This window comes from Megamonas hypermegale, assembly GCF_900187035.1.
Classification (GTDB): domain Bacteria; phylum Bacillota; class Negativicutes; order Selenomonadales; family Selenomonadaceae; genus Megamonas; species Megamonas hypermegale.
In genome coordinates this window covers 1,928,346-1,948,425 of sequence record NZ_LT906446.1, presented here as the reverse complement: position 1 = coordinate 1,948,425, position 20,080 = coordinate 1,928,346, and the positions used below count along the sequence as shown (strand labels likewise).

The window sequence follows — 20,080 nt, the reverse complement described above, 5'->3', positions numbered from 1 at the left end:
TTATGATATTCACATATTAATATTAAAGGGGATTTTTATGTATAAATTAATTGCACTTGATATGGACGGTACTTTATTAAATTCCGAAAAACAAATTACCGATAGAACAAAAAAGACATTAGCGCAAGCTAGAGCTAAAGGTGTAAAAATTGTTCTCGCTTCTGGTAGACCGCTTGCTGGACTTCAACCACCACTTAAAGAATTAGATTTAATTCATGAAAATGAATACGTTTTAAGCTTTAATGGTGCTTTAATCGTTGATGCCAAAACAGGCGAAGCCGTATCTAAATGTATATTACAAGGCACAGATTACAAAGATTTATTTAAATTATCTCAAGAATTGGGCGTTCACTGCCAAGCTTTTTCTACTAAACATGGATTAGTGACTAATGAAACTAGTCAATATACAGAATACGAAGCTAGCATCAATAAACTCGATATCAACATCATCAATCCTTTAACAGATATTACAGATGAAGATGACATCATAAAAGTAATGTTTATTGACCCACCAGAAATTTTGGATAAAGCTATTGCTAATTTACCTAATTGGGTTAAAGAACGTTATAATGTATTTAAAAGTGCTCCGTTCTTTTTAGAAATCACAAATAAAGGTGTAGATAAAGGCGTTGGTTTATTACAACTTGCTGATTATTTAAATATCAAACAATCTGAAACTATGGCATGTGGTGACCAAGGCAATGATTATACCATGATAAAAGCTGCTGGTCTTGGTGTAGCTATGGAAAACGGTATTGATAAAGTTAAAGCTATTGCCGATTATGTTACAGATACAAATGATAATGATGGTGTAGCTAAAGCTATTGAAAAATTTGTTTTAAATAAATAAACAAAAACCGCAACATTGATAAATGTTGCGGTTTTTATCTGCCATAATTTAATATTAAGAGCGAGCTTCCAGTTCTACATCATGTTGAGCAGCATACGTTACAAGAGCAATAAATCTATCTCCACCGATTGTTTCCGGTCTTACTGTAATCCATGCTAAATAAGCAGGCTTATCAGTCCAACGATATTTGCCTTCTCTTGTATAAAATTTTTCATCACCAAATAAGATTGACTGTAAGTCTTTATTCAATTTACAATCAGTAATTGTATAATATTTATACTCATTAGAGGCTATCATCACATTCATTTTCCGTTCTTCGTAAACAATGATATTCTTATTGATGGAACCATCTTTATTTCTATCATATTTAATCGTCAATGTGTTGAAAGCATACTCATAATTTTCTGCTGGTCCTATATCAATTACTTCCCAGCCAGCATCTTTGTCTGTTTTTTGCTCTTCAGCAAAAGCTGTACAAAGCATCATAATCCATAAAACAGCTACTAAATAAATTACTCTTTTTAACATATCATCACAACCTTTTCAAAGTATATTTTATCTAAATGAGGTGATTTTCATTATGAAAAAACCAAAATCAACTTGGGAAACTTTTTCTTTTGTAAGTGGCATAGGTTTTCATTTCGTTATAACAATAGGGATATGCATTTTCATTGGCCGTAAAGCTGATTTATATTTTAACACAACACCTGTATGCACATTAATCGGTATCATTTTAGGAATGATTACAGCCATTTACACAGCGTATCAAAAAGTAAAAGATGTTAATAAATAACAATAAGGAGAATTATGCTAAAATACATCGTAAAAAATAATGTCAAAGAACAATCCGCCAAAGATTATTTAAAACGACATGAAAATATTTCATCTTCTCTTTGGAAAAAAATAAAAAAACAAGATGAATTTTTCTTAAATGGACAAAAAATACGACCAACTCGCGCTATTGTAAAACCAGGCGATATAATTGAATATCGCATTGTAGAACAGTCAAATGTCTTGCCCGTCAATTTACCGCTCACCATTTGCTACGAAGATGATTATTTATTAATCGCTGATAAACCAGCCGGTATATTAACTCATCCTTTGACATTTGAAGCTGAAAATACATTAGCAAATGCTGTGATGTATCATTATCAACAGACAAATCAACAAATAGGCTGTCACCCGTTATATCGCTTAGACCGCAATACTTCAGGATTGGTCGTCTTTGCTAAAGTTGGACAGATACAACATTTGCTCGGCAATAATCATCAATTATTAAAAAGATATTATTTAGCCCTCGTCCATGGGAAATTAACAATGCCTAATGGCACCATAGATGAACCAATTGGGCGCTCTTTAAACAGCATAATCTTGCACCGAGTGGATAAAAACGGCAAAAATGCCATAACACATTATCGCACTATAAAAACATATGACGATTACTCTTTAATAGAACTAAATCTTGAAACAGGTCGCACCCATCAAATTCGTGTACACATGTCTTATCTAAACCATCCATTATTAGGTGATGATTTATATGGAGGAAAACGAAACCTTATTTCACGCCATGCCTTACATGCCTATAAATTGCAATTCATTCATCCATTTACACATAAAGAAATAACGATTGAAAGCCAATTACCATTAGATATGCAAAAATTGCTTTAAATATCAAATATTTGGTATCTGCCAATCAATTGGTTTTTCGCCAACACTTTCCAAGAACTTATTTACCTTAGAAAATGGTCTACTGCCAAAAAATCCATTATAAGCTGAAAGTGGGCTTGGATGTGCTGACTCTACTATAAAATGTTTCGGATTTGTTATCATTTTCTTCTTACGACGAGCCGGTGCACCCCATAAAATAAAAGCAATCGGTTTTTCTCTTTCATTTAAAAGCTCAATAATCTTATCAGTAAAATGCTCCCAACCCATATTGCGATGTGAATTTGCTTGGTGAGCACGCACTGTCAGTACAGTGTTTAAAAGCAAAACACCTTGCTCTGTCCATGGTTTTAAACAGCCATTATTAGGCACAAAACAGCCCAAATCATCATGTAATTCTTTAAAAATATTAACTAAAGATGGTGGCGGTTTTATGCCTGGTTTTACAGAAAAACTCAAGCCATGTGCCTGTCCATCTCCATGATATGGGTCTTGTCCTAAGATTACGACTTTTGTATCATGGTAGCTTGTGTAATGTAGTGCATTAAAAATATCATACATGTCCGGAAAAATTTGCTGTGTTTTATACTCATTAATCAAAAATTGTCGCAACTGTAAATAATACGGCTCTTTTAATTCTGAATTCAAATATTGCGCCCAATCATTGTGAAAAATTTCCATATTGCTTAACACCTCTTTCATTCATAATTATGTATTAATTTTATTATACCAAAATATTAACTATAGGAAAAACAAAGGAGATATTAAATGAACACTCATTTAAAAGGCGTTTTAATGGTACTATCTGCCACTGCTATGTGGGGACTTGTAGGCATTCTTGTCCAATATTTAATCAGCCAAAAACAGTTCACACCTGAATGGCTCGTTAATACAAGATTGCTTGCTAGCGGTTTAATTCTTCTAATTGCCACTTATTTTTTTTACGAAAAAAATATATTTAAAATTTTAAAGCACAATCTAGTTGGACTTATTTTACTTGGTATAATCGGTATGCTCGGTTCACAATACGGCTTTTATATAGCTATAAAATACAGCAATGCACCGACTGCAACAATTTTAGTCTTCTTATTACCTGTTTTCATAATGCTTTACACATTAATCATTAAACATAAACGACCTTCTGGTGTTGAATTAATCTGCATTTTATTTGCTATCACTGGTACAATCTGCATCGTTACTAAAGGGGATTTTTCTTCTATTGTTCTTTCTCCAATGGCACTAGTTGCCGGTATTACATCTGCTCTTTGCTGTGTATTTTATACATTACAACCACGTAAGATGTTAGCCAAATACTCACCAACGAATGTCATGGGATGGAGTATGCTCTTTGGTGGAATATTCATATCTTGTTTTAATAATCCATTAGAAATTCCTGGTGAAATAACGATTTATACATTAAGTGCCATTTTAGGCATGATATTATTTGGCACTGTCATTGCTTTTTGCTTTTACTTGAAAAGTCTTGATTATTTACCAGCTACACAAGCCAGCATTTTAACCGTTGGAGAACCACTTTGTTCTATTATTTTATCAGTTATATTTTTAAACGTATCTTTTTCTTTTATAGAATTAATTGGAGCTACCTTTATTTTAAGCACCGTTTTTTTACTTGCTAAAGCTAAATAATAAAAAATAGATAACACCTTGTATAAGGTGTTATCTATTTTTTATTTTGCATTTTTTACACTAAAAATGAAATAAAATACATGTATAAACCATATTAAACCAATTACAATATACCCAACAATTAATCCTTTTGGCATTAAGTATATTGCACCAGCCATCAATATTGTAACTGTAGATATAATCTTTAATTTTGTATCTACACGCATCTGTCTTTTTTGTTCAAAAATCTCTAAATGATTTTTATATAAATCTGTACCCTTAAACCAACGTTCTAACTTTTCTGAGCCTTTAGCAAAACAAAATACAGTTAACATATAAAAAGGAACGGTCGGCAATATTGGCAAAATAATACCAACTGTTCCCAAAATAAAACTTAAACAACCTATAGATATAAAAAAATACCGTGTAAAAATGCTTTTTCGTTCATGCATCTTATATTCTCAATCTCCTAAGCAATATATTCCGTTTAAATATATTATATAGAAAATAGTTTTTTATAAACATAGTAAATCATTTTTTTTGATGAAATAATACTATCACTGCTAATGTAGCTAAAACTGCAACTGTCCCTTCAATATAAAAAGCCATATCTAAGCCATAACTTTCTGAGATAATACCTGAAAACATCGGCACAACTGTCATTCCTACAGCATAAATAGCTTGATAATATCCCATCGCCGTCGAACGCTTTTCTACTGGCACATTTTTCATAGCTTCAGATGTTGCAAAAGAAAATATTATACCTGTTGACATACCAGCTAAAATTTGCGCCAAAATTAATAAATTAGGTGACTGCACATTCGGTACAATAAAACAATAGATAGCTAAACAAAACATTATCGTTGCAATCCAAAATTTAGAACTGTACCGCTGCGCAAAAACAGAAGCTGAAAAATATGAAAAAATTACAGCTGATACGATATATACAATAGACAATAAACCGATTTGTATTGATGTGGCATTTAATTCATGTGCTACTTGCGTAGTAAAACTCATACACGTAGCCATTAGTATTCCTTGCTGCACCAAAGCGATTAATGCAAAGAAAATCAATCTCTTATCTACATAGACCTTTATCAATGAACTCACTTTTAAAGTCGTCGCTTCACTTCTCGTTTCTTTTATTAAAAATGAAAGCAATATCGCTGGAACGCCACTGCAAACACTCAATAGACATAAAAAATTCATGCCTAAATAATTATAAAGCAATGTACTTATGACAAATCCGCCTAAAACCCCAATATTATTTGCCGCAATTATAAGTCCCATTGCTTTTTGTAGATTTTCTTTCGTAAAATAACTTGCGTATAAAACCATGAAGGATATCCACATTGCGGAAGCTAAACCAGATAAAATATTGCCAATAAAAAAACCAATCTCTGGCGAAAGCAGTATGCGAAAAATTGAAGCTAAAGCAGAAGATGCTACTCCTACAATGATAAAAAACTTATGATGACCGTTTTTATCTGCCATGATACCGATTGGCATTCTAAGTGCCATTTGCGAGAAGCCATAAATACCTATGATTATCCCAACCATACTAGAAGATACCTGCATACCGATTAAATATGGCGTTTGAAATGGCACATATACATATTGAGCGAACCAAAATAATACTACAATCGCAATCAATAAATTTTTTTGAAAAACTAAACTATCTCTTTGCACAAAAACATCTCCTGTATTTTATTTCTATGTATATTTAATTTATCATTATCATATTTTCAATATATTATAATTATCTTTTACGATAAACTAAAAGAAGCTACCTTTAATTTTAGATAGCTTCCTTTTTTATATTTATACAATCGGATTGCGTTCTGGTGTTCCTGCTTTGCGTGGATATGTTTTCGGTGTAGATTTTATTTTTTTTATATAAATTACAGCACGTTTGTCATCGATTTCCGGCAATTTAACAGGCATTATATCTGAAATCTCTCCGCCTAATACCTTTATAGCCTTTTGTGCTTGCGCTGCTTCTTCTTCATATTGACGACCTTTTAATGCAATAAATGTTCCACCATCTTTGACAAATGGTAGGCAATATTCACAGATAATCGGCAATCTAGCTACAGCTCTAGCTGTCGCTAAATCAAATTTCTCACGATATTTCTTATTGCGAGCAGCTTCTTCACTTCTAGCATGAATTACCTCAACATCTTTTAAACCCAATTCATCTACAACTAATTGTAAGAATTTCACGCGTTTATTAAGTGAATCTAATAATGTCAATTTAAGTGATGGATAAAAAATTTTAAGTGGCAAACCTGGAAAACCTGCACCTGTTCCAACATCGATTAAAGAAGTATTTTCTTTAAATAAATCAGCTTTAAAACAGCTAAGTGAATCTACCATGTGTTTTATCGCTACGTCTTTAGGCTCCGTAATAGCCGTCAAATTGATTTTTTTATTCCATTCATAAAGAAGCTCATAATACTTATTAAAAGCGCTTATTTGGTCTTCTGTTAAGTTTAAACCGTATTCTGTTGCAGCTATCTTCAATTCATCTACAAAATTCATTGATGTTCCTCCTGTCGACGATGCTGTTCAAGATAAACGAGCAGTACAGATATATCAGCTGGTGATACGCCTGAAATACGACTTGCTTGTCCAATGGATATTGGTCTTATTTTGCTGAGTTTTTCACGTGCTTCATCGCGCAGACTAGATACTTCATCATAATCGATATCAGCAGGCAGTAATTTTGACTCTAATTTTTCCATGCGTTCTACTTGTTCCAGCTGTTTTTTAATATAGCCTTCATACACTATGGAAATTTCTACTTGTTTTTTTACATCATCAGCGAGTTCTGGAAGCTCAATAAGTTGTGCTAATCTATCATACGTTATACCACTGCGTTTTAATAAATCAGCTGCTGTAGCAGTGTTGTGAATAGAGCCTAATTCCAACTCTTGCATCTTAGCTAAAGTTTCTTTATTTGGATAAATCTTGATTTCATTTAAAAGTGCAATAGCTTGTTTTATATCATCACGACGTTTTACAAAGCGCGCATATCGTTCATCTGATACTAAGCCTATAGCTCTGCCTTTTTCCGTCAAACGCAAATCAGCATTATCTTGGCGCAAAAGTAAACGATATTCTGCACGAGAAGTCATTATACGATACGGTTCATTCGTTCCTTTAGTTACTAAATCATCTATCAATACACCGATATATGCTTCAGAACGTTTTAAAATAAGAGGCTCTTTGCCTTGGATTTTAAGTGCTGCATTAATACCAGCTATAATACCTTGTGCTGCTGCTTCTTCATAACCAGATGTACCATTTGTCTGTCCTGCGGAAAAGAAACCACTTATCTTTTTAAATTCCAAAGATGGTTTTAATTGTAATGGATTGATGCAATCATATTCAATGGCATAACCAGGACGCATGATTTTTACATGTTCAAGTCCCGGTATAGTGCGCAAAAATTCCATTTGAACATCAATCGGCATACTCGTTGACATGCCTTGAACGTACATTTCTTCTGTATCTAAACCTTCTGGTTCAATGAATAATTGATGGCGCTGTTTATCAGGGAAACGCACGATTTTCGTTTCAATAGAAGGGCAATATCTCGGTCCAATTCCCTTTATAATACCATTAGCCATTGGAGCGCGCTCAATATTGTCGCGGATTATTTTATGCGTCTGTTCATTTGTATATGTGAGCCAACATGGCACTTGTTCGCGCGTTTTCACATCGCTCATAAAAGAAAAATTGTGTACTTCATCATCACCAGGCTGAATAATCATCTTAGAAAAATCTAAACTGCGACGGTCAACACGTGCTGGTGTTCCAGTTTTAAAGCGCATTATTTCTATGCCTGCTTTTTTCAAGCAATCAGAAAGTTTTACGGCTGCACGCTGTCCATTTGGACCACCTGCATAAGTATTTTCACCGATGATAATTCTGCCTTTTAAATACGTTCCTGAAGCTAATACAACAGCCTTGCATGTATAAACTTCACCTGTTTCTACGACGACACCTGTAACAGCATCATTTTCAAACAAGATTTCATCTATCAATAATTGTTTAACATCGAGATTTTCTTGAAGTTCACACGTTTTCTTCATCATATGCTGATACAGTTTTTTATCTGCTTGAGCACGCAAAGCCTGAACAGCTGGACCTTTACCTGTATTTAACATGCGATACTGAATACAAGTTTTATCCGCATTTACACCCATTTCTCCACCTAAAGCATCAATTTCACGCACTAAATGACCTTTAGCTGGACCACCGACTGATGGATTGCATGGCATCATGGCAATATTATCCATATTAAGTGTTGTAAGAAGTGTTTGACAACCCATCCTAGCACTAGCAAGAGCTGCTTCTACGCCAGCATGACCAGCACCAATGACAATTACATCATAATTTCCCGCAATAAACAAAGATTTCTCCTCCAATCTTCAATCCTTTATTTTCCAATACAGAACTGGCTAAAAATCTGGTCGATAATATCTTCATCGACTGTATCACCTGTTATTTCACCCAATTTTTCCCAAGCAGAACGCACATCTATGACAATAAAGTCTTCTGCCATGTCCATTTTTATCGTATTTAAACATTCTTCTAAATGTTTTTTAGCAGCTTTAAGTGCTTCAGCTTGTCTTAAATTGCTTACAAAACAGCCTTCTGCTTGTCCACTATTACCACTATAAACACGGCTGACAATCTCATCTTCTAAATCCTTTAATCCTTCTTTATTTAACGTAGAGATATAAATATATTTAAAATCACCATGTAGTTTATCTTTTAAATCATCTACATCAATTTCTTTTGGCAAATCCTTTTTAGTCAATAAAATGATACCCTTTTTGCCTTCAAGCATATTTATGATTTCTTCATCTTCTGTAGATAACGGTCGAGAGATATCAAATAACGCTAAAATCAAATCAGCTCTTTGCAAATATGATACAGATTTTTCCACACCGATTTGTTCAACTTTATCCTGCGTTTCGCGAATACCTGCTGTGTCTATTATTCTAAGTGGTACACCTTTAATATTAGCATATTCCTCTAAGCTATCGCGCGTCGTTCCTGGAATATCTGTTACTATAGCTCTTTCTTCTCGCAATAGAGCATTTAATAAACTGGATTTCCCTACATTAGGCTTACCAATAATAGCTGTCATAAGCCCTTCTCGCAAAATTCTCCCTGTATGGAATGTCTTTAAAATCTCATCTATGCGGTCTTTTATCTTACAAATTTTTTCTTCAGCTTCTTGTTTTGCCACATCTTCAATATCATCTTCAGGAAAATCTATTGATGCTTCTAAATGAGCAATTATTTCCAAGATATCATGACGCATGGATTTTATCTCTTCTGAAAAAGCACCCTGTAAATGACCAGCAGCCATGCGAAGTGAAGCATCTGTTCTAGCTTGAATGATATCCATGACTGATTGAGCTTGCGATAAATCCAATCTACCATTTAAAAAAGCTCTTTTAGTAAATTCGCCCGGTTCAGCCATTCTTGCGCCATGACTCAATGCCAATTCTAAAATGCGATGTACTACCAAACTTCCGCCATGGCTTTGTATTTCTACGACATTTTCTTTTGTATAAGAGTTTGGTGCCCACATAGCTATACATAACGCTTCATCAATGACATTGCCTACATCATCGATTACTTTTCCATAAACAGCTTGGTGCGTTTTAAAATCTATTACAGAAAAACCTTTTTTTACAGGTTTAAAAAATTTATCTGCAACAAAACCAGCATTTTCTCCACTTATGCGAACAATGCCGATACCACCTTCACCTGGAGGTGTCGCTATTGCTGCAATTGTATCATTATCTGCAAAATCTTTCATCAAAAATCTCTCCAATCAGACACAAAAGGACTGCCCCAAATAATAACAGATTGGAAACAGCCCTTTCACAGCTTAACAAATCATTTATTTAATTAACAAATCTTCATTTTTATTATGCTTAATATCTACTACAATTTTGCGATGTGGTTCTACACCTTCGCTGTATGTGATAATATCTGCATAATCTTGAAGAGCCATATGAATTATTTTTCGTTCATGACGATTCATCGGTTCAAGTACAACCTTGTTTCTGTATTTACGCGCTCTAGCAGCCAATTTTTGTGCTAATTGACATAAAGTTTCTTCACGGCGACTACGATAATTTTCCACATCTAAAACGATGCGAACTCTAGCGCCCATAACATTTTTATTAGCTGCCATATTTGTTAAATACTGCAATGAATCAAGAGTTTGGCCATGTTTACCGATAAGAACACCTAAATCATCACCGATGAGATTGAATTTATAATTTATATCTTCTTCTACACATTCAATGGCAATATCTTTATGCATTGCCTTAAACACACTTTTTAAAAATTCCTGTCCTTTTTCAAGTGGTGTAAATTCTTTTTCTGTTGCTCTTATTTTAGCTTCTTTTGTACCAATAATACCAAAAAACCCTTTTGATGGTTCTTCTAAGACTTCAAAAATTACACGCTCTTCTGGTAAATTTAACTGTAAAAGAGCAGCTTTTTTTGCCTCTTCGATATCTTTACCAGTTACTTCAATGACTCTTGCCATCAACGATTACTCCTTTTTCGCAGTCGTATCTTCATGTCTGTACATCCACCACTGCTGTAATATCTGCATAACGTTATTAACAATCCAGTATATTACCAATCCAGCAGCAAAGTTACAACTGATCCAACCGATGAATAAAGGCATTACAATAGACATAATCTTCATCTGCATTTGCATCTGTGCTGAGCCTGATGAAGATGCTGTCTGTTTTTGTACTATAAAAGTACTTAAAGCTGATAAGACAGGCAATATATAAAATGGGTCTGGATTAGACAAATTTTTAATCCATAAAAAAGTCGGATCTCCACCATAATCAAGACTTTGTAAAGCATAGAACATACCCATTAAAAATGGCATTTGTACAAGTAAAGGCAAACATCCTGCTAAAGGATTTACACCAGCTGTTTTATATAAATTGCCCATTTCTAACTGTAAACGTTTCGGGTCATTCTTATATTTTTCTTGTAATTTTTTCATTTTAGGCTGCAATTCTTGCATTGCCTTCATGGATTTAACCTGTTTTACAGTAAGTGGATAAAAAATCATCTTAATGATAACTGTTAATACAATTATCGCTATACCGTAAGATTCTATTCCTACAACACTAAAAATATCATGAATAAAACCTAAAATAAATTCCAAAGCTTGCACTAAAGGATTAAAAATAGAAGAAAGAAAGTCCAATTCATCACATCCTAAATTTTATATCTAAAAAATCAAAACTAATATTAAAATCTATTTAACCGGGTCGTACCCACCTTTATGAAAAGGATGACAGCGCATTATTCTCTTAAACGCCATCCAACCACCTTTGTACGCTCCGTATTTTTCTATAGCAATTAACGCATATTCCGAACATGTTGGAATATAACGACAGCAAGGCGGTTTCAAAGGTGATATAAAATTACGATAAAACACAATCAACACAATGAAAATCCGCTTCACTTTTGTTCATCTTCTTTTCTCAAAACATTTGCACGTTGGCATAATGAATAAAATGACTTTTCCATCTCTGTGGATGAAATATCCACAGCTGCGGCTCTGCCAACAAGCAATAAACAATAATTCTCATCAATTTCGTGACGATGTAGTCTATATGCTTCTCTAAGTAATCTTTTTACTCGATTTCTCGTAACAGCATTTCCCAATTTTTTTCCAGCTGCAAAAGCCACACGATAGGATGGATGAAATGCTTTGCAAAAATAAACGACCAAATTCCTATTTGCTAGAGAACGGCCATTTCGATAAATTTTCTGAAAATCACTATTTTGTTTTACTACCATTTTCTTTGGCAAAGTATATTTCATATTATCCCCACAAAACAAATACAAGGTAAAAGGAAAAAGAGGCCACCGTAGTGACCTGTTATTATGCGGATAACTTATGTCTTCCTCTAGCACGTCTTCTTTTTAAAACAAGGCGACCACCTTTAGTTTTCATGCGTTGACGGAAACCATGAGTTTTCTTTTTCCAATGAGTATTTGGCTGAAATGTCTGTTTCAATCTTTACACCTCCTTAAAACACCACAATCGATAAACTGATAACTGTCCTAGATGCAAGATGCAATAAATATTAGCCATTGCAAATCTCACTCATACCTAAAGACAGGAAATTTAGCGTTCCGTTTACTTTATAGATATGCTTTATATCACTATAGCTAGTTAAAGGTTTTACAACACTTTGGATACAATCAGTACAGTTACAGTTGTAATATTTCAAATATAGCTATTAGAATTATAGACTACTGCACTTTTCGTGTCAACTGATTTCAAAATACTTATTGATATATTATAACCATTTTGATAAGATATTTATACACTTATCCACAGGTTTTTAAACCTGTGGATATATTGCTACTTACAGAAAAACAATGAATTTTCCCAAATTGTAGGACAATTCAACGTTATATTTTACAGAAAGGACCTCTTTAATGACCAATCTTGAGCTTCAATTGACCTGGGAAAAAATTTTAAAAAATATTCAACAATCTCTAGCTGAGCACGTTTGTCAAAATTATATAAAACCATTAAAACCTATAAAATTGACAAATGACAGACTAGAGCTTTTAGCACCTAATGATTATTCTAAAGACCGCGTTAAAAGCCGCTATCTTCCATTTTTAAAAGACTCTTGCTATGAAGTAACGCAAAATCACGTAGAAATTACAATAAGCATAGCTCAAGAAGAACAAAACGACGATGATACTCAAAAAGAATTAATGAATCAACAGCTCAAACAAATCAAGCAAAGAAATCGTCGCACTCGGACAAAGAAAAAAGCAAACGACTTAATACAACCGACCTTAACTGAAGCTATCCAATATGATACGGCAGAAACACCAATGCCTATAAATCCTGGTGATAAATCTACGCTTAATCCAAAATATACCTTTGATACTTTCGTTACAGGTAATTCCAATAGCTTTGCCCATGCTGCAGCACTTGCTGTTGCAGAAAATCCAGCTAAAAATTATAATCCTTTTTTCATGTATGGTGGAGTAGGCCTAGGAAAAACACATTTAATGCACGCTATCGGTCATAAAATACTACAAAACCAACCGCAAAAAAGGGTTTTATATATTTCTAGCGAAAAATTTATCAATGAATTAATCAACTCCATCAAAGATGGAAAACCTGAGGCATTTCGTCAAAAATATCGCAATGTAGATGTTTTACTCGTTGATGACATTCAATTTTTAGCTAATAAAGAACGTGTTCAAGAAGAATTTTTCCACACCTTCAATGCCCTAAAAGATGCAAATAAACAAATCATCTTATCAAGTGATAGACCACCTAAAGAAATAGAAAAACTACAAGATAGACTTTGTTCTCGTTTTGAAGGTGGACTTATTGCTGATGTTCAAGCACCAGATTTAGAAACACGTATAGCTATTTTAAAGAAAAAATCTATATTAGAAAACTACAATGTACCTGATGACGTAATGGCATATATCGCTAGTCATATCGACAACAACGTACGCGAACTAGAAGGCGCTTTAACACAAGTCGTCGCTCGTGCATCACTTTGCCATTATCCTATCACAAATCAATTTGCTATGAATGTATTACAACATATAGCTATAAAAAATCCACCGAAACAAAATACAAAAATAATCAATATAAATTCTATTCAAGAAACAGTGGCAAATTATTTTAAAATAACCATAGCAGATTTAAATGGAAAAAAACGCAATCGCAGTATTGCCTTTCCTCGCCAAATTGCGATGTATCTATGTCGAGAATTAACATCGTCTTCATTGCCTCGCATTGGTAAAACTTTTGGGGGTAGAGACCATACTACAGTAATGCATGCATGCGATAAAATAAAAAAACAATACATGGAAAATACAGAAATCGCTAAAACAATTAATAAATTACGTGAACAAATTAATCATGCATAAAGATATCAACAAGGTTGTGGATAAACCTATGGATAACCTTGTGGATAAACTGTGGATAAGTGTATAAACTAGAATCAATTGTGGATATGTGGATAAGTTGTCACAAATTATCCACAAGTTATACACAGGCATCAGCCCAGACAGTACAAGGCTTGATGCCACTTATCAACATATCCACAGCCACCTACTACTACTACTACTAAAATATAAATATATAAATAATAATAGTATTATATAATATAGGAGTGGATAACTTATGAAAATTACCTGTGAAAAAAGAGAACTTACACAAGCAATACAAACAGTATTAAAAGCCATACCAAGTAGACCACAAATGCCTATTTTATCTGGTATCTACATCAAAGCTAGTGAAAATACACTAGAATTAAAAGCAACAGATTATGAACTAAGCATTACATGCAAAATTGATGCAAACATAAATGAAGAAGGCACTATCGTATTACCAGGAAAATATCTATACGAAGTCATCAGAACATTACCTGGAGATTATGTAGAAATAAAAAATAATGAAACAGATAATTCTGTTAATATTTCTTCCAATGCAGCTCAATTTAATTTATTAAATATGCAAGCAACTGATTTCCCAATAATAGAAAAATTACAAGGACAAATAAATTTCACATTAAAAAATAATGTATTTTTAAATTTTATTAAAAAAACATCATTTGCTTGTTCAACAGATGAATCTAGACCTGTATTCACTGGATGCTTAATCGATATTAATAATAATAATATTGTTATGGCTGCAACAAATATGCACAGATTAGCATTAATTCGTGAAAATATAGGTAATTTAACTAACGATAATTTAAAAATAATAATACCTGCTAAAATTTTGAACGAATTTATCCACATTTTTAATTCAGATATACCAGAAGATGTTAAAATATCTTGCACACATAATAAAATAAGCTTTTCTTACGAAAATATTTATGTAATATCTCGTTTAATAGAAGGTCAATTCCCAGATTATAATAGAGTTATTCCAAAAGAATTTAAAACAAATGTGATAATAAATAAAAGTGAATTCCAATCAGCATTAGACCGTGTATCTTTAATTTCTCGTTCTGAAGATTATAATATTATTCATTTTGAATTTATTGATGATAGAGTACGAATTTCTTCTGATAACCCTAATATTGGTAAAGCAGAAGAAACAATTAAAGTTCAAATAGAAGGCCCTGGTATAAATATTTCATTTAATGCAAAATACATTATGGATGTATTAAAAGCTATTGAAAATGAAAACTTTATTTTTTCATTTAATCAACCATTAACTACAGCATCTATAAGAGAAGAAAATAATAGTAATTTTACCTATGTAGTTACACCTGTTAGAACAAAATCCATGTAATAAAAATGAATATAAAAAATATAACCCTTCATAATTATAGAAATTATAAAGATTTAGATATCGATTTAATACCAAATATTAATATTTTTATTGGATATAATGCACAGGGAAAAACCAATATTATAGAAGCAGTGCGTTTTGCTTCTATAGGTATTTCCCATCGCACTCGCAACGATAACGATTTAATTTATTGGCAAGAAAATGAAGCAAATATTAATATAAAATTTTCTAAAATAGATATTACATCTACATTAAAAATTTTTTTGAAACGAAATCAAAGAAAACAATTAAATTTTAACGGAGAAAATATAAAACAAAAAGAATTACCTGGTTTATTGACGATGATATTATTTTCTCCTGAAGATTTAATGTTAATAAAAGGTTCTCCTGTATTGCGCAGAAGATTTTTAGATATAGAATTGTCACAAATTAGTTTGATTTATTATAATCAATTAGTCCAATATAATAAAATATTATTGCAAAGAAATAATTTATTAAAAAAAATAAAAGAAAATAATAAATTAATTAGTATGCTGGATATGTGGGACGAGCAATTTGCTAAAAGTGCAGCTTTTATTGTTGATAAACGTTTAAAAAGTGTGGATAAATTAAATAAATTAGCAAATAATGCACATAATTATATATCTAAAAATCAAGAAAATCTTGAAGTAAAATATATTATGAATAAAAATAATGCAAATTTATCTTTGGATATTACGTATGAAGAATTATACACATATTATATTAATGCTTTAAATAAATTTAGAAAAAATGATATATTTAAAGGTTCTACTAGTATAGGTCCTCATCGTGATGATATTTATTTTTTTATCAATAATGTAGATTTAAAATCTTTTGGTTCACAAGGGCAACAGCGCAGTTCAGTATTATCTTTAAAATTAGCGGAATTAACATTTTTAAAAAATGAAACGGGTGAATATCCTATATTATTATTAGATGATGTGATGAGCGAATTAGATAATAATCGTAGAAATAGTTTATTGGATTATATTCAAGCTAAAAATATTCAAACATTAATTACGGCGACAGATAAATCATTGTTTAGTGTTAATAATAAAAGTAAATTTTTTATTGTTAATAAAGGTATAGTTAGTTAATAAAGGGTGGTGAAAGATGAGAGCACATACAAATAAATTATTTGAAACAGGAAAAACAATTATTCCTAAAACTATGAAGTTATTAGGAAATAAAAATGATAAAAATAATTTAGGTTTACTTAAAATATATTTAAAATATAAATTATTTTATTCTTGGAATGATATAGTTGGTAAAGATATTGCTAAATATATTATTCCACAAGACGTAACTTTTTCTGTTTTATATGTGTATACTTATTCATCAGTTTGGGCTAACAGTTTCCAATATTTAAAATTAGATACGATAAAAAAAATAAATGAATATTTAGGGTATAAACTGATAAAAGATATTCAATTTACACGTTTTAATAAAGTAAAAAGAAAAATTTATTCACCTATTTTAGAGAAAAAAGTAAATTTAGGAAGTTATATAAAACAAGTAGAAATAACGGACGAAGATTTAAATTTAATTGATAAAAAAACCGATTGTATAGAAGATGAAGATTTAAAATCAGCAATAAAAAAAGTGTATATGAAAAATCTTCAATTAAAAAAATTAAAAGAAAAATATAATTGGATACCTTGTAAAAAATGTGGTCATTTAACCCCACCTGAAAATCCATATTGTTATAATTGTCAAAGAGAAATAAAAGAAGAAAAACAACAAAAAATTGCAGAAATTTTATTAGAAATCCCTTGGGCAAGATACCAAGATATTATTAAATATGTAGATTGTAGTATGGATATGGTGAATAAACAAAGAACTAAATTAGTGCAGATTTTAGCAAGTAAATTAAAACCAGGTGTGGATTATCCTGTGGATGATGTGGATAATTTTAAATATAGTATAGATGCACAAACGGTAGTAATGATGTATAAATCTATTCCCCCTGATAAATTAAATAAAAATGTATTAAAAGATACTATTTTTAAATTGCGTTATGATACGGCTTATTGGGAATATAAAAAAAGGACTGAATAAAAATTCAGTCCTTTTTTATTGAGTAATTTATTTTATATATTTTTTAAACTTATCCACAGAGGTGTTAACAATTAGTTCTTCTGGGAAATTTAAATTATCTAATAATTCATGTACATATTTATGGTTGCCAACATCATCGGCAATATGAGCATCGCTGTCGATAATCAGTTCCGTCTGATGCTTCTGGCAGAGTTTAAGCATGGTTTTCATATTATCGCGGGAATTAAGGCGTTCGCCCAAAGGATTTAAAGAACTGTTGTTCAGCTCAAGCAGAACGTGGTATTCTTTAGCAGCTAAAACGATTTTTTCGTAATTTACAGGATAGTAGCCATTGTCGGGATGACCGATTATTTTTACTTTCGGATGTTTCATAGCACCGATTATGGCATTTGTATTTTCTTCTTGACTGCCGGGGTCGATACAGATGTCATGCAGGCTGGCTATTCCGTAATCGATTTTAGAAAATCCCTTTTCGGATAAATCCATATTACCGTAATAATTTATGATATTTATTTCTGCTCCCATACGTATTTCAATATCATCTTGATGACGAGGTATTACTTTAAAATTGCAAAAATATATTTCATGACAAGTACCAGGCATCTTATTAGTATGTTCAGTTATACCAATTAATTTTAAATTTTTCTTTTTTCCGCTTGCAATCATTTCATTTAAAGTACTGTAAGCATGACCGCTAGCAATAGTATGCATATGGGCATCGAGAACATCAATCATAGTTAACATCTTCTTTCATGATAATATAATGATTAATTATTAACACTTATATTTTGATGTATGTTTTTAATGCTGTCAATATAAATTAATATAGATTTTGTATACAAAATTCAAGAAATTTACAATTGATATTTTAATTCAGTGTGATATAATAATTTTAGTCTAATTATGTAAATTTTGTATGAATTTGATAACTATAAGTTATAGAATAAATGGGCCATTTTCTAAAATAAGGCTCTTTTCTATTATATATCATAATATATATAAATACTTATATTAATATGTGTTATTTTAGGAGGTAAGTTTTTATGTTTAAAAGAGTCTTAATAGCCAACCGTGGAGAAATTGCAGTGCGAATTATTCGTGCTTGCCAAGAGATGGGCATAGAAACTGTTGCTGTATATTCAGATGAAGATGTTGATGCAATGCATGTAAGATTGGCTGATTATAGTTATAATATTGGACCAGCTGATGCCAGTGAAAGTTATTTAAATAAAGATGCTTTGATGGAAGCTGCTAGAAATACTGAAGCTGATGCTGTTCATCCTGGTTATGGTTTCTTATCAGAAGATGCAGATTTTGCAGAAATGGTAACAAAATCTGGTATGACTTGGATTGGACCGTGGGCTGATACTATTCGTAAAGTTGGCGATAAAGATATAGCTAGAGCAGCTATGGTGCCATCAGGTATTCCAATGTCAAAAGGTAGTACACCACTTGAAAGCAATGAAGATGCTATTGAAAAAGCAAAAGATGTTGGATATCCTATTATTTTAAAACCTGTTGCTGGTGGTGGCGGTAAAGGTATGCTCATTGCTAACAACGAAGAAGATTTGAAAAACATCTTAAATATTATAGATATCCATAAAGTAAAATATTATTTTGAACATTATATTGAACATTCTCGCCATATTGAAGTACAGATTGTGGCAGATAATTATGGTCATGTTATTCATTTAGGTGAACGTGAATGTTCTCTTCAACGTCGCAATCAAAAATTATTAGAAGAATCTCCATCTATTGCTTTAACTCCTGACCGCCGTGCAGAAGTTGGTGCTTTAGCTATTAAGGCCGCAAAAAGTGTTCATTATAATAATATCGGTACAGTAGAATTTTTGCTTGATTTAAAAACAAATCAATTTAATTTCATGGAAATAAATCCACGTGTTCAAGTTGAACATGGTATAACAGAAGCTGTTACAGGTATTGACCTCGTGCGTACACAAATTCGCATTGCAGCTGGTGAAGCTTTAGAATTACAACAAGAAGATGTTAAATTCACAGGTCATGCTATAGAATGTCGTATCAATGCAGAAGACCCAGATAATAACTTTATGCCATCTCCTGGTAAAGTTGATTTCTTCTTAGAACCAGGTGGCCCTCGTGTTCGTGTAGATAGCGGTGTTTGTGCTGGCCTTTCTATTTCACCGTATTATGATTCTCTTATTGCTAAAATTATTGTACACGGTCGTACACGCGGTGATGCTATTAAAATTATGCGTCGTGCTTTAAAAGAATTCCAAGTTCGTGGTATTAAAACTACAATTCCACTTCATCAGCGTATTTTAAAAGATGAATATTTCTGCACAGGTGATATTGATACAAGATTTATCAGAAATCATTTCTCTAAATATGTACAACCAATGACACCTGCACAGCTTAAAGCTTCTAAGAAAGCAAGAACTGAAGAAGAAATTATCAATGCTATTAATGCAAGTATGTATTATGCTTGATTTAATTTAACGATAAAAAGAGATTGTAACTAT

Annotated in this window: 22 protein-coding genes; 9 read left to right on the top strand and 13 right to left on the bottom strand. The window is 32.0% G+C overall.

Features of this window, described 5'->3' with window-relative positions:
* Window positions 1-37 precede the first annotated feature (37 nt).
* Window positions 38-850, top strand: coding sequence for a sugar-phosphatase (yidA, locus tag CKV65_RS09435; RefSeq protein ID WP_027889081.1), 813 nt, complete (start codon window positions 38-40; stop codon window positions 848-850).
* A 54-nt stretch (window positions 851-904) separates the two neighbouring features.
* Here the strand turns inward: yidA and CKV65_RS09430 are convergent, their stop codons facing one another.
* Window positions 905-1,378 carry a hypothetical protein gene (locus tag CKV65_RS09430; RefSeq protein WP_027889080.1) on the bottom strand — a complete coding sequence of 158 codons (474 nt, stop codon included), beginning with the start codon at window positions 1,376-1,378 and terminating at the stop codon, window positions 905-907.
* A gap of 52 nt (window positions 1,379-1,430) precedes the next feature.
* On the opposite strand from CKV65_RS09430, the gene CKV65_RS09425 reads away from it, so the two are divergent.
* Window positions 1,431-1,643: an AtpZ/AtpI family protein gene (locus CKV65_RS09425; RefSeq protein WP_036254144.1), complete on the top strand. Its 213-nt coding sequence runs from the start codon at window positions 1,431-1,433 to the stop codon at window positions 1,641-1,643.
* 14 nt (window positions 1,644-1,657) lie between these two features.
* On the top strand, window positions 1,658-2,518 hold the full coding sequence (locus CKV65_RS09420; RefSeq protein ID WP_027889078.1) for an RluA family pseudouridine synthase: 861 nt from the start codon (window positions 1,658-1,660) through the stop codon (window positions 2,516-2,518).
* Window positions 2,519-2,521: 3 nt separating this feature from the next.
* Here CKV65_RS09420 and CKV65_RS09415 read toward each other — a convergent pair whose 3' ends face one another.
* Entirely contained in the window at window positions 2,522-3,196 is a 675-nt protein-coding gene (locus CKV65_RS09415; protein ID WP_027889077.1) for a uracil-DNA glycosylase, read from the bottom strand.
* Window positions 3,197-3,283: 87 nt separating this feature from the next.
* Here CKV65_RS09415 and CKV65_RS09410 point away from each other — a divergent pair, with 87 nt between their 5' ends.
* Window positions 3,284-4,162, top strand: a complete 879-nt coding sequence (locus tag CKV65_RS09410; RefSeq protein WP_027889076.1) for a DMT family transporter — start codon at window positions 3,284-3,286, stop codon at window positions 4,160-4,162.
* A gap of 41 nt (window positions 4,163-4,203) precedes the next feature.
* Here CKV65_RS09410 and CKV65_RS09405 read toward each other — a convergent pair whose 3' ends face one another.
* From CKV65_RS09405 to rpmH, 10 genes are all read right to left on the bottom strand, one after another.
* Entirely contained in the window at window positions 4,204-4,593 is a 390-nt protein-coding gene (locus CKV65_RS09405; RefSeq protein WP_027889075.1) for a YbaN family protein, read from the bottom strand.
* A gap of 79 nt (window positions 4,594-4,672) precedes the next feature.
* On the bottom strand, window positions 4,673-5,830 hold the full coding sequence (locus CKV65_RS09400; RefSeq protein ID WP_027889074.1) for an MFS transporter: 1,158 nt from the start codon (window positions 5,828-5,830) through the stop codon (window positions 4,673-4,675).
* A 132-nt stretch (window positions 5,831-5,962) separates the two neighbouring features.
* Window positions 5,963-6,682 (bottom strand): 16S rRNA (guanine(527)-N(7))-methyltransferase RsmG, encoded by a 720-nt coding sequence (rsmG, locus tag CKV65_RS09395; protein WP_027889073.1) that lies wholly within the window; start codon window positions 6,680-6,682, stop codon window positions 5,963-5,965.
* On the bottom strand, window positions 6,679-8,559 hold the full coding sequence (gene mnmG / locus CKV65_RS09390) for a tRNA uridine-5-carboxymethylaminomethyl(34) synthesis enzyme MnmG (RefSeq protein ID WP_027889072.1): 1,881 nt from the start codon (window positions 8,557-8,559) through the stop codon (window positions 6,679-6,681). The genes rsmG and mnmG overlap by 4 nt, the downstream gene beginning before the upstream one ends.
* 26 nt (window positions 8,560-8,585) lie before the next feature.
* Complete coding sequence (mnmE, locus tag CKV65_RS09385) at window positions 8,586-9,983, bottom strand: tRNA uridine-5-carboxymethylaminomethyl(34) synthesis GTPase MnmE (RefSeq protein WP_027889071.1); 1,398 nt, start codon at window positions 9,981-9,983, stop codon at window positions 8,586-8,588.
* Window positions 9,984-10,067: 84 nt separating this feature from the next.
* Window positions 10,068-10,724 carry an RNA-binding cell elongation regulator Jag/EloR gene (jag, locus tag CKV65_RS09380; protein WP_027889070.1) on the bottom strand — a complete coding sequence of 219 codons (657 nt, stop codon included), beginning with the start codon at window positions 10,722-10,724 and terminating at the stop codon, window positions 10,068-10,070.
* Between the two features lie 6 nt (window positions 10,725-10,730).
* A complete protein-coding gene (locus tag CKV65_RS09375; RefSeq protein WP_027889069.1) occupies window positions 10,731-11,408 on the bottom strand; it encodes a YidC/Oxa1 family membrane protein insertase in 678 nt (225 codons plus the stop codon).
* A gap of 51 nt (window positions 11,409-11,459) precedes the next feature.
* Window positions 11,460-11,669, bottom strand: coding sequence for a membrane protein insertion efficiency factor YidD (gene yidD, locus CKV65_RS09370; RefSeq protein ID WP_071601693.1), 210 nt, complete (start codon window positions 11,667-11,669; stop codon window positions 11,460-11,462).
* Window positions 11,666-12,031 (bottom strand): ribonuclease P protein component, encoded by a 366-nt coding sequence (gene rnpA / locus CKV65_RS09365; RefSeq protein ID WP_027889068.1) that lies wholly within the window; start codon window positions 12,029-12,031, stop codon window positions 11,666-11,668. The genes yidD and rnpA overlap by 4 nt, the downstream gene beginning before the upstream one ends.
* Before the next feature lie 61 nt (window positions 12,032-12,092).
* A complete protein-coding gene (rpmH, locus tag CKV65_RS09360) occupies window positions 12,093-12,227 on the bottom strand; it encodes a 50S ribosomal protein L34 (protein ID WP_027889067.1) in 135 nt (44 codons plus the stop codon).
* Between the two features lie 428 nt (window positions 12,228-12,655).
* On the opposite strand from rpmH, the gene dnaA reads away from it, so the two are divergent.
* The 4 genes from dnaA to CKV65_RS09340 all read left to right on the top strand — a co-directional run bounded on the left by dnaA (window position 12,656) and on the right by CKV65_RS09340 (window position 17,579).
* Entirely contained in the window at window positions 12,656-14,125 is a 1,470-nt protein-coding gene (dnaA, locus tag CKV65_RS09355) for a chromosomal replication initiator protein DnaA (RefSeq protein WP_027889066.1), read from the top strand.
* 256 nt (window positions 14,126-14,381) lie between these two features.
* The gene (gene dnaN, locus CKV65_RS09350) at window positions 14,382-15,500 is read left to right on the top strand and encodes a DNA polymerase III subunit beta (RefSeq protein ID WP_027889065.1); all 1,119 of its coding nucleotides are present in this window, start codon (window positions 14,382-14,384) and stop codon (window positions 15,498-15,500) included.
* 5 nt (window positions 15,501-15,505) lie between these two features.
* Window positions 15,506-16,618: a DNA replication/repair protein RecF gene (recF, locus tag CKV65_RS09345; RefSeq protein WP_027889064.1), complete on the top strand. Its 1,113-nt coding sequence runs from the start codon at window positions 15,506-15,508 to the stop codon at window positions 16,616-16,618.
* A gap of 16 nt (window positions 16,619-16,634) precedes the next feature.
* On the top strand, window positions 16,635-17,579 hold the full coding sequence (locus CKV65_RS09340; protein WP_027889063.1) for a DciA family protein: 945 nt from the start codon (window positions 16,635-16,637) through the stop codon (window positions 17,577-17,579).
* A 27-nt stretch (window positions 17,580-17,606) separates the two neighbouring features.
* Here CKV65_RS09340 and CKV65_RS09335 read toward each other — a convergent pair whose 3' ends face one another.
* On the bottom strand, window positions 17,607-18,314 hold the full coding sequence (locus CKV65_RS09335; RefSeq protein ID WP_027889062.1) for a phosphatase: 708 nt from the start codon (window positions 18,312-18,314) through the stop codon (window positions 17,607-17,609).
* 308 nt (window positions 18,315-18,622) lie between these two features.
* Between CKV65_RS09335 and CKV65_RS09330 the strand changes: the two genes are divergently transcribed.
* Window positions 18,623-20,047: an acetyl-CoA carboxylase biotin carboxylase subunit gene (locus tag CKV65_RS09330; protein ID WP_027889061.1), complete on the top strand. Its 1,425-nt coding sequence runs from the start codon at window positions 18,623-18,625 to the stop codon at window positions 20,045-20,047.
* The last annotated feature ends 33 nt before the right edge of the window (window positions 20,048-20,080 follow it).

Coding starts and splice junctions, on each gene's coding strand:
- yidA (WP_027889081.1), top strand. CDS start 38: ATGTATAAATTAATTGCACTTGATATGGACGGTACTTTATTAAATTCC.
- CKV65_RS09430 (WP_027889080.1), bottom strand. CDS start 1,378: ATGTTAAAAAGAGTAATTTATTTAGTAGCTGTTTTATGGATTATGATG.
- CKV65_RS09425 (WP_036254144.1), top strand. CDS start 1,431: ATGAAAAAACCAAAATCAACTTGGGAAACTTTTTCTTTTGTAAGTGGC.
- CKV65_RS09420 (WP_027889078.1), top strand. CDS start 1,658: ATGCTAAAATACATCGTAAAAAATAATGTCAAAGAACAATCCGCCAAA.
- CKV65_RS09415 (WP_027889077.1), bottom strand. CDS start 3,196: ATGGAAATTTTTCACAATGATTGGGCGCAATATTTGAATTCAGAATTA.
- CKV65_RS09410 (WP_027889076.1), top strand. CDS start 3,284: ATGAACACTCATTTAAAAGGCGTTTTAATGGTACTATCTGCCACTGCT.
- CKV65_RS09405 (WP_027889075.1), bottom strand. CDS start 4,593: ATGCATGAACGAAAAAGCATTTTTACACGGTATTTTTTTATATCTATA.
- rsmG (WP_027889073.1), bottom strand. CDS start 6,682: ATGAATTTTGTAGATGAATTGAAGATAGCTGCAACAGAATACGGTTTA.
- mnmE (WP_027889071.1), bottom strand. CDS start 9,983: ATGAAAGATTTTGCAGATAATGATACAATTGCAGCAATAGCGACACCT.
- jag (WP_027889070.1), bottom strand. CDS start 10,724: ATGGCAAGAGTCATTGAAGTAACTGGTAAAGATATCGAAGAGGCAAAA.
- rnpA (WP_027889068.1), bottom strand. CDS start 12,031: ATGAAATATACTTTGCCAAAGAAAATGGTAGTAAAACAAAATAGTGAT.
- dnaA (WP_027889066.1), top strand. CDS start 12,656: ATGACCAATCTTGAGCTTCAATTGACCTGGGAAAAAATTTTAAAAAAT.
- dnaN (WP_027889065.1), top strand. CDS start 14,382: ATGAAAATTACCTGTGAAAAAAGAGAACTTACACAAGCAATACAAACA.
- recF (WP_027889064.1), top strand. CDS start 15,506: ATGAATATAAAAAATATAACCCTTCATAATTATAGAAATTATAAAGAT.
- CKV65_RS09340 (WP_027889063.1), top strand. CDS start 16,635: ATGAGAGCACATACAAATAAATTATTTGAAACAGGAAAAACAATTATT.
- CKV65_RS09335 (WP_027889062.1), bottom strand. CDS start 18,314: ATGATTGATGTTCTCGATGCCCATATGCATACTATTGCTAGCGGTCAT.
- CKV65_RS09330 (WP_027889061.1), top strand. CDS start 18,623: ATGTTTAAAAGAGTCTTAATAGCCAACCGTGGAGAAATTGCAGTGCGA.